This is a genomic window from Longimicrobium sp. (assembly GCF_048594345.1).
Classification (GTDB): domain Bacteria; phylum Gemmatimonadota; class Gemmatimonadetes; order Longimicrobiales; family Longimicrobiaceae; genus Longimicrobium.
Window position 1 is genome coordinate 1 of the sequence record NZ_JBMDXM010000109.1, and the last position, 6,707, is coordinate 6,707.

At 71.5% G+C, this 6,707-nt stretch carries 1 protein-coding gene; it reads right to left on the reverse strand.

What is annotated here, in order from left to right; all coding sequences use genetic code 11:
* Positions 1-454: 454 nt before the first annotated feature.
* Entirely contained in the window at positions 455-6,241 is a 5,787-nt protein-coding gene (locus ACOJUJ_RS11920) for an amino acid adenylation domain-containing protein (RefSeq protein WP_420127100.1), read from the reverse strand.
* Positions 6,242-6,707: the final 466 nt, after the last annotated feature.

A 6,707-nucleotide genomic window follows, 5' to 3' on the forward strand; every position in this document is an offset into this window, starting at 1 on the left:
TTATCCGTAGCGCGGCGGTGCGTGTGTGCGAAAAACAAGCTTCCGGCGGAGTTATCCACAACCTGCTGCGGGGAGCAACGCGTGGGGGCACTCTCCTCGCAGCCCGTGGATAACTCCGGAATAACTATAAGGAACAGAGAACAGCCAGAGGAACAGAGGAGGAATGCGGCTGACCTCTGTTCCTCTGGAACCAGGCATCTCACACGGGGTCAACGGGGTCAACGGTAAAGATCAAAACCGTTGACCCCGTTGACCCCGTGTGAGACAAAGTTTTTCCATGATCCGGGATCGGGCGGGGCTGGGCACGCGGCACTGATCCAGCCCCCGGGTGCTGCCGGCGAGATCCTTGGGTCGGAGCCAGGGCGTTGTGTATCAACCCATTGCGGAGCGGCGCCTCCCTCAGGAAATCAACGTATTCGACGGGTTGGCGACGACCTTTCAGGCAAGCGGGAGGTCATGCGACGGGGGACCCGCGGACGAGGGCCAGCAGCTGCGCCATCTCGTCCGGATCCATCTGGGCGAGCTGGGCGTCCATCACTTCCCGGGCAAAGTCCTTGAGCACCGGCCAGGTGAACAGCAGACGGACGGCGACCTTCACCTCCAGCACCTCCCGCACTCGCGAAAGCACCCGCATGGCCAGCAGCGAGTGCCCACCCAGTTCGAAGAAGTTGTCCCGGCGGCCCACCCGGTCCACCCGCAGCACCTCCGCCCAGATCTCCGCCAGCGCCTGCTCGGTTTCGTCCACCGGCGCCTCGTACTCCCGCGCGGCGTACGCGTCGCTTCCGGGCGCGGGGAGCGCCCTGCGGTCCAGCTTGCCGTTGGGCGTAAGCGGGATCCGGTCGACCGGCACGAACGCCTGCGGAACCATGTACTCCGGAAGACTCTCGCGCAGGTGCTCGCGGAGCGCGTCCGTCTCCACCTCGCCCACCACGTACGCCACCAGCCGCTTGTCACCCGGCTGATCCTCGCGCATCATCACCCGGGCCTCGCGCACGCCCGGGTACGCCGCCATCGCCGCCTCAACCTCGCCCGGCTCGATGCGGAAGCCGCGGATCTTCACCTGGTCGTCCAGGCGGCCCATGAACTCCAGCTTTCCGTCGGCCTTCCACCGCGCCCGGTCGCCGGTGCGGTACATCCGCCCGCCGGGCTCCGTGGCGAACGGGTCCGGGACGAAACGTTCGGCCGTCAGCCCCGGGCGGCCCAGGTAGCCGCGCACCACGCCGTCGCCCCCGATGCACAGCTCGCCGGGCACGCCCACCGGGAGCGGCTGGCCCGCCGGGTCCAGCACGTAGGCGCGCGCGTTGGGGATCGGGCGGCCGATCGACACCGTCGCCGCGCCCTCCTCCACCTCGTCCACCTCCTCCAGCGTGCACCACACGGTGGCCTCCGTGGGCCCGTACTCGTGCAGCACGCGCGTGGGCTTCCCCTCGCGCAGCATCGCCCGCACGCCCTCCGTCCCCACGGCCTCGGCCCCGAAGACCAGCTGGCGCAGGGAGGCGTAGACGTCCACCTGCTCCCGCACGTGCTGGTTGAAGAGCGCGGCCGTCTGGTAGAGGTGTGTAATCCCCTGCTCGCGCAGCGCCTGCCCCAGCAGCGGGGCGGAGAGGAGCACGTCGCGGTCGATGCCCACCAGTGTGGCGCCGTTCAGCAGCGCGCCCCAGATCTCGAACACCGCCGCGTCGAAGCTGGCGTTGGACGCCTGCGCCACGCGGTCGCCGGGGCCCATCGGCATCGTATGGGGGATGCAGGCGGCGTACTGCACCACCTCGCGGTGCCCCATCATCACACCCTTGGGCCGTCCCGTGCTGCCGCTGGTGTAGAAAACGTAGGCCAGGTTCCCCGCCGACGCGTTCGCGGACGGAGGATGATCCGGTTGAGCGGCGAGCAGCTCCGCCACCTGGTCCAGACGGATGACGTGAAGGCCCGGGACGTCGAGCTCGCCGTCGGTCAGCAGGACGCGGACAGTGGAGTCGGCCAGCATCAGCGCCATCCGCTCGGCGGGATAGCTGGTGTCGACGGGGACGCAGCAGCCGCCGGCCTTGAGCACGGCCAGGGTGGCGACCACGTTGGCCACACTGCGCTCCACGCGCAGCCCCACGCGGCTTTCCGGCCCCACGCCCAGCCCGGCCAGGTGGTGCGCCAGCCGGTTGGCCCGCGCGTCCAGCTCTCCGTACGTCAGCTTCTCCGCGCCCCAGACGAGGGCGACCGCGTCGGGCGTGCGCCCGGCCTGCGCCTGGAAGAGCTGGTGGATGCAGGCTTCCGGGAACGGCCGCTCCGTCCGGTTCCACTCCACGACGACGCGGGCACGCTCCTCCGGCCCGGCGAGCGCCAGCCGCGAAAGCGGCACGTCTGCGTCGGCGGCGGCCTGCTCCAGCACGCGCGACAGGTGGTCCAGCATCCGCTCCACCGTGCCGCGGTCGAAGAGGTCCGTGCTGTAGGTCAGTCCGCCGCGCAGGCCCTGGGCGGACGTACGGAGCTCCAGGGAAAGGTCGAACTTGGCGCTCACGCGCTCCGCCCCGACTCCGCTCACCTCCAGTCCGGGAAGCTGGGCCGCGTCGGTTCCGCCGCCGGCGGTCTGCAGCGTCAACAGCACCTGAAAGAGCGGCGCGTGGCTCAGGGTGCGTTCCGGCTGCAGTTCCGCCACCAGGCGCTCGAAGGGCACCTCCTGGTGCTCGTACGCGCCCAGTGTCACATCCCGCACCCGCCGCAGGGTCTCACGGAAGCTGGGGTCTCCCGAAAGGTCGGTCCGCAGCACCAGGGTGTTGACGAAGAAGCCGATCAGCCCCTCGACCTCCTTGCGGGTCCGCCCCGCGATCGGGCTGCCCACGACGATGTCGTCGCTGCCGCTGTACTTGCCCAGCAGCACCTGAAAGGCGGCCAGCAGCGTCATGTACAGCGTGGCGCCCTCACCGCGCCCCAGCGCCTGCAGCCGCTCCAGCAGCTCCGGCGAGAGCTCGACCGGCAAGGTCGCGCCCCGGTAGGTCTGCACCGGCGGGCGGGGACGATCGGTGGGCAGCTCCAGCAGCTCCGGCGCGCCCGCCAGGCGCTCCTTCCAGTACGAAAGCTGCCGCTCCAGGGCCGCGCCCTCCAGCTGCTCGCGCTGCCATACCGCGTAGTCGGCGTACTGCACCGCCAGCTCCGGCAGCGGCGGCTCACGCCCGTCGCGATACGCCTCGTACAGCGCCGCCAGTTCCCGGTAGAGCACCCCCATGCTCCACCCGTCGCTGACGATGTGGTGCTGCCCGAGCAGCAGCACGTGCTCCTCCGCGCCCAGGCGCAGCAGGCTCGCCCGGAAAAGCGGCCCCGCCGAAAGGTCGAACGGCCGCTCCAGGCTCTCCGCGATGAGCTCCCGCTGCACCTCCGCCTCGCGCGCTTCCCCGGGGAGATGGGCAAGGTCTTTGATCGTCAGGCGAAAGCCGGCGAACGGCGCGATCACCTGCCGGGTGGTGCCGCCCTGCTCCACGAAGACCGTCCGCAGCGCGTCGTGGCGCCGCACGATCTCGCCCAGGCCCCGCTCCAGCGCGTCCACGTTCAGCGCGCCGCGCAGGCGCAGGGCGAAGGGGAGGTTGTAGAAGGCACTTCCCGGCTCCAGCTGGTCCAGGAACCACAGCCGTTCCTGCGCAAAGGAGAGCGGCAGGGCGTCCGTGCGCCCGGCCGGCACCACCGGCGGCAGCACCGCCAGCTCCGCGCGGCGCATCTCCTCCACGCGCCCGGCCATCTCCGCCACCGTGGGCCCTTCGAACAGCGCCCGCAGCGGCAGCTCCACGCCGAACACTTCGCGCACCCACGACACCACCCGCGTGGCCAGCAGCGAATGCCCGCCCAGGCTGAAGAACGGGTCGTCCACGCCCACCCGCTCCACGCCCAGCACCTCTGCCCAGATCCCCGCCAGCACCTCTTCCACCGGCGTCCGCGGCGCCACGTAGCTCTCGTCCTCCGAAGCGATCTCCGGCTCCGGCAGCGCCTTGCGGTCCAGCTTGCCGTTGGGGTTTACCGGCAGCACGTCCAGATGGACGAACGCGGCCGGCACCATGTACTCCGGCAGCCGCTCCGCCAGGTGCGCGCGCAGTGCCGCCGCGCCCGCCCCGTCGCCCGTGTAGTAGGCCACCAGCCGCGGGTCGCCGGCCTCGCCGTCGCGCGCCCGCGCCACCACCACCACCTCGTGCACGGCCGCGTGCTCCGCCAGCCGCGCCTCGATCTCGCCCAGCTCGATGCGGAATCCGCGCACCTTTACCTGCGAGTCGCCGCGACCCATGAACTCGATGGTTCCGTCCGGCAGCCACCGTCCCAGGTCGCCCGTCCGGTACATCCGCGCGCCGGGCGTGGCGCCGAAGGGATCGGGGAGGTAGCGCTCCGCCGTCTGCGCCGCGAGCTTCCGGTACCCGCGCGTCACCCCGGCGCCGCCCAGGTACAGCTCCCCCGTCACCCCCACCGGCACCGGCTCGCCCGCCCCGTCCAGCACGTAGATCTGGGCGTTGGCGATGGGGCGGCCCGGCGGCATGGAGCGGCTGGAGTAGCTCGACAGGTTCGCACGGGCGTAGTGGTGGCAGGTGATCCCGGTCGCCTCGGTGGATCCGTACGGGTTCAGGAACACGGGACGGGGCTCCGGCACCCGCGCCAGCTGCCGCGGGTACAGCGGCTCCCCGCCAAAGACCACGATCCGCAGCCCGCCGATCGCCCGTCCCCCGTCCACCTCGACCAGCGCCTGAAAGCCGGTGGGCGTGACGTTCATCATGGTGATGCCGGACGCGATGATCTGCGCCGCGAGCCGCTGCGGCTCGAACGGCTCGCGCGCCAGGTGCACCTGCCCGCCCACAAACAGCGGGGCCATCAGGTTGCGCTGCGTCAGGTGGAAGCTGAACGAGGTGACGACGAGCACCGCGTCGCGCTCCGACATCTCCGTGGCACCCAGGTACCAGTGCAGCAGGTTCGATGCGCCCTGGTGCGTCATCTCCACCCCCTTGGGGCGCCCCGTGGAGCCGGAGGTGTAGATCACGTACGTCAGGTTCTCCGGCGTCAGCGCGGCACGCTCCGGGTCCGTGTCCGGCTGTTCGGCCCACCAGGCCGCGTCTTCATCCAGCACCAGCAGGGGGAGATTCAGCCCGGCGAGCCGGTCAGCCAGCGAGCCCTGCGTCAGCATCACCACAGGGGCGCAGTCCTGCACCATGTCCAGCAGCCGCTCGCGCGGGTAGCCGGGATCCAGCGGCAGGTACGCGCCCCCCGCCTTCAACACCCCAAACACGGCGACCACCAGCTCGGGCTCCCGCTCCAGGCAGATCCCCACGCGCACGTCGGGACCGACGCCGAGGCCGCGGAGGTGGTGCGCCAGCCGGTTGGCGCGGGCGTTCAGCTCCCCGTACGTCAGCTGCCGGTCTTCGTAGACCACCGCCACCCGGTCCGGCGTGCGCCAGGCCTGCGCCTGGAACATGTCGTGGATGAACGTGCCGGCATACGGCGCCTCGGTGCGGTTCCACTCCTCCGTCACGCGCCGGCGCTCCTCGTCCGACAGCAGCGCCAGCCGGTCCACCGGCCGCGTCTCGTCCGCCGCCATCCCCGCCAGCATCCGAAGAAGGTAGCCCGCGTAGCGCTCCACCGTCTCCCGGTCGAACAGCGCCGTCGAGAAGACCACCTCGCCCACAATCCGGCCCTCCACCTCCCGGAGCTTGATCGACAGGTCCAGCCCGGCGGTCGAGCGCGGCTCCGGCCCGCTTTCCTGCGCGTCACCCCACGCGAACGCCGCGCGGAACAGCGGCGTGGCGGAAGCGTCGGCGCCGTCCGGCCGCACGAGCTCCACCAGCTGCTCGAGGACAAGGTCTCCGTTCCGCAGCGCTTCCCGCACCCGCGCCTCCACTCGGCCAGGAAGCTCCGCGGCCGTGGGCGAGCCCGACAGGTCCACCCGCACCGGCAGCGGGTTCACGCCGCCCATGGAGGTGCCGATCACCAGGTCCGTCTGCCCCGACAGCCGGCCCAGCACCGCGGCCCAGCCCGCCAGCAGCGTCGTGGACAGCGACGCGCCGTGGCGGCCGCCGAGCGCCCGGAGTCCCGCGGCGACCTGCTCGTCCAGCTCCAGCCGGACGGCGGCACCGGCGTGGTCCGGCAACGCGGGACGTGGGCGGTCCGCCGGCACCTCCAGCGGCTCCGGCGCGGCCGCCAGCGTTGCCTGCCAGTACTCCGCCTGCTGCCGCAGCGGCCCGCCATCCTTGGGAGAAAGGTCCGGCGTGCGGGCAAGGTCGATGGTCATCAGCGTGTTCGTTTCGGGACAGGTGCTTCGGACGCGGAGCGGCTACATCCATCGAACGGCATACGCACCAGGATGCGTGGATACGACAGGTCCTTGCGCAACGGCGCGCCCGCCGCGGGACAGCCGGGACGGCTCGAACGTTCGGCGTAGTTCGAGCGCCCCCGCGGCAGACGAGGTGCTCGCGGTCCGCGGTTCACCCCGGCTGCTCCCCCCGCCGCTGGCCGGGAGCCCGGACGCGCGCGACAGGCGCCCGCGTCGTTGGGAGCGCCGACGTACCGCGCAAAACCGGCCACCGACCGGGAACTCACGCCGGGGGAGCTCCGCTGCCGGAAGAGGGATGGAATGGGCGCGAGAGTATAGCCCCGGACAGCGTTTGCTTCAACCCGCCACCCTGCCGCACACCTTCCGGGAACCTCGGTTTGGGGAGTCGTTTCCCGGCATGGGTGCACCGCGGCGCCCTGTCCAG

Bases quoted from the DNA above. Each gene is read 5' to 3' on its own strand.
- ACOJUJ_RS11920 (WP_420127100.1), bottom strand. From the start codon at position 6,241: ATGACCATCGACCTTGCCCGCACGCCGGACCTTTCTCCCAAGGATGGC.